Here is a 1,734-nt window from a genome sequence, read left to right as displayed (position 1 = left end):
TCCTTCGCCTACCTGGCCGTGTTCAGCATGTTCCTGGGCTTCTTCGCCTGGTACCGGGGCCTGGCGATCGGGCCGATGACCACCGTCAGCCAGGTGCAGCTCGTGCAGCCGGTCCTGACGATCGCGTGGGCGGCGCTGTTCTTCGGCGAGGAGCTGGGCGCGGGCGTGGCCGCGGCCGCCGCCGCCGTCCTGGTGTGCGCGGCGGCGGCGGTGCGCGCGCGGGTGCGCGTGGCCGCCCGCTGAGACGGCCGCCCGCGGCCGGGTCCGGTGCCGCAGGGGTGCGGCAGGCTGGGGCGACCGCACCGCGGACCCGGGGAGGCACAGTGACCAGCACCGAGAGCAGCACCGAGAGCAGCACCGGGAGCAGCACCGGGAGCAGCACCGGGAGCAGCACCGGGAGCAGCAGCGGGGGCGTCGCCCGTCGCGGCACCGCCGCCGGCGTGCCGTACCTGGCGCTGCCCCCGGCGAGCGCGCCGACGGCCTCGACGCCGCTGGTGCTGACCTGGCACCTCATGGACGCCCCCCGCACCCCCGAGGCGCTCGCCGCGGCCCTGCCGCTGGCGGGCGTGGACGCCTGGCGGGTCCACCTGGAGCTGCCGATGACCGGCGCGCGCCTGTCCGCCGGGGGAGCGGAGGAGCTGGTGGCCCGCGGTCGGCGCGACGCGGTGCTGGAGCTGTTCGGGCCGATCGCCGAGCAGGGCGTGGCCGAGTCGCCGGCGGTGCTGGCCGACGTGCGCGCCCAGCTCGGCTGCCCGGACGGCCCGCTGGCCCTGCTCGGCGGCTCGATGGGTGCCGCCGTGGCGTTCCTGACGGCGCTGGAGGCCGGTCTCGACGTCGCGGCGCTCGTGCTCGTCAGCCCGCTGCTGCGGATGCGCCCCGTGGTCGAGGCCGCCGCCCGCGTGATGGGTTTCGGGCAGACCTGGTCGCCGGCGGCCGACGCGGTGGCCGCGCGGATCGACGCCGTGGAGCGCGCCGGTGAGCTCGCCGCCGTCGGGCGGCCGGCGGTGCTCGTCGTCGTGGGCGCCGACGACGACGAGCAGGGGTTCGTGCGCCCGGCCCGCGAGCTGCACGAGGCGCTGCTGGCCGTGCACGGCGACGCGCGGCGCGCGCGCCTGGAGGTCGTGCCGGCGATGGGCCACGCACTGGCCGAGGAGCCGGGCCTGGTGGCGGCGCCGCAGACGCCGCACGCCGCGCTCGTCGACGCCGCCGCCACGGCCTGGTTGCGCGAGCACCTGCGCTGAGGTCCGCCGCCCGGGGCGTGCGCCCCCGCGCGCCGGTCCCGCGCGCCTCAGCCGCGCGGGACCGGCACCCCCCGGGCGTGGGCGCGCCGCAGCTGCTCCTCGGTGCGGTGCACGGCGCCGCGCACGTACGGCCCGCGGCGGTGGTGGCAGCGGGCGTTGGGGCTGTCGGGGCCGTGCCGGCGCAGCACGTCCGCCAGCCGCTCCTCCACGTCGACGACCTCGCCGGTCGCCGAGACCGTCTGGTCCGCCCACGTCAGGGCGTCGGCCAGCGGGCCCTCGACGGCGCGGGGGTCGTCGTGGACGGCCAGCTCGGCCCCCAGCCCGCGCACCGCGGCGACGAAGCGGGCCCCGGAGTGGTGGGCCACCAGGGCCGGCACCAGCGGGTCCCAGCCCTCCCGCAGCAGGTGGTCGGCGCCGTCCACGGGGTGGAACCCGGTGCGCCGCAGGGGCGGGGCGTAGCCGACGTCGTGCAGCCAGGCGGCGGCGACGAGGG

3 protein-coding genes are annotated in these 1,734 nt (G+C 79.4%); 2 read left to right on the top strand and 1 reads right to left on the bottom strand.

Going from position 1 to position 1,734, the window contains the following annotated elements; all coding sequences use genetic code 11:
- Both GTR00_RS20280 and GTR00_RS24515 read left to right on the top strand, forming a co-directional pair.
- On the top strand, nucleotides 1–243 hold a 243-nt coding region (locus tag GTR00_RS20280; RefSeq protein WP_166613337.1), incomplete at its 5' end, for an EamA family transporter.
- A gap of 80 nt (nucleotides 244–323) precedes the next feature.
- Nucleotides 324–1,241: an alpha/beta fold hydrolase gene (locus tag GTR00_RS24515; RefSeq protein ID WP_205706285.1), complete on the top strand. Its 918-nt coding sequence runs from the start codon at nucleotides 324–326 to the stop codon at nucleotides 1,239–1,241.
- A 47-nt stretch (nucleotides 1,242–1,288) separates the two neighbouring features.
- On the opposite strand, the gene GTR00_RS20270 is transcribed toward GTR00_RS24515, so the two are convergent.
- Nucleotides 1,289–1,734 (bottom strand): HD domain-containing protein (locus GTR00_RS20270; protein WP_166613336.1); only part of this gene is annotated, 446 nt, incomplete at its 5' end.

It is taken from the genome of Kineococcus indalonis, assembly GCF_009906395.1.
GTDB classification, from domain to species: domain Bacteria; phylum Actinomycetota; class Actinomycetes; order Actinomycetales; family Kineococcaceae; genus Kineococcus; species Kineococcus indalonis.
Note: the sequence above shows the minus strand (reverse complement) of the source record. Positions and strands in the feature narration are given on the sequence as shown.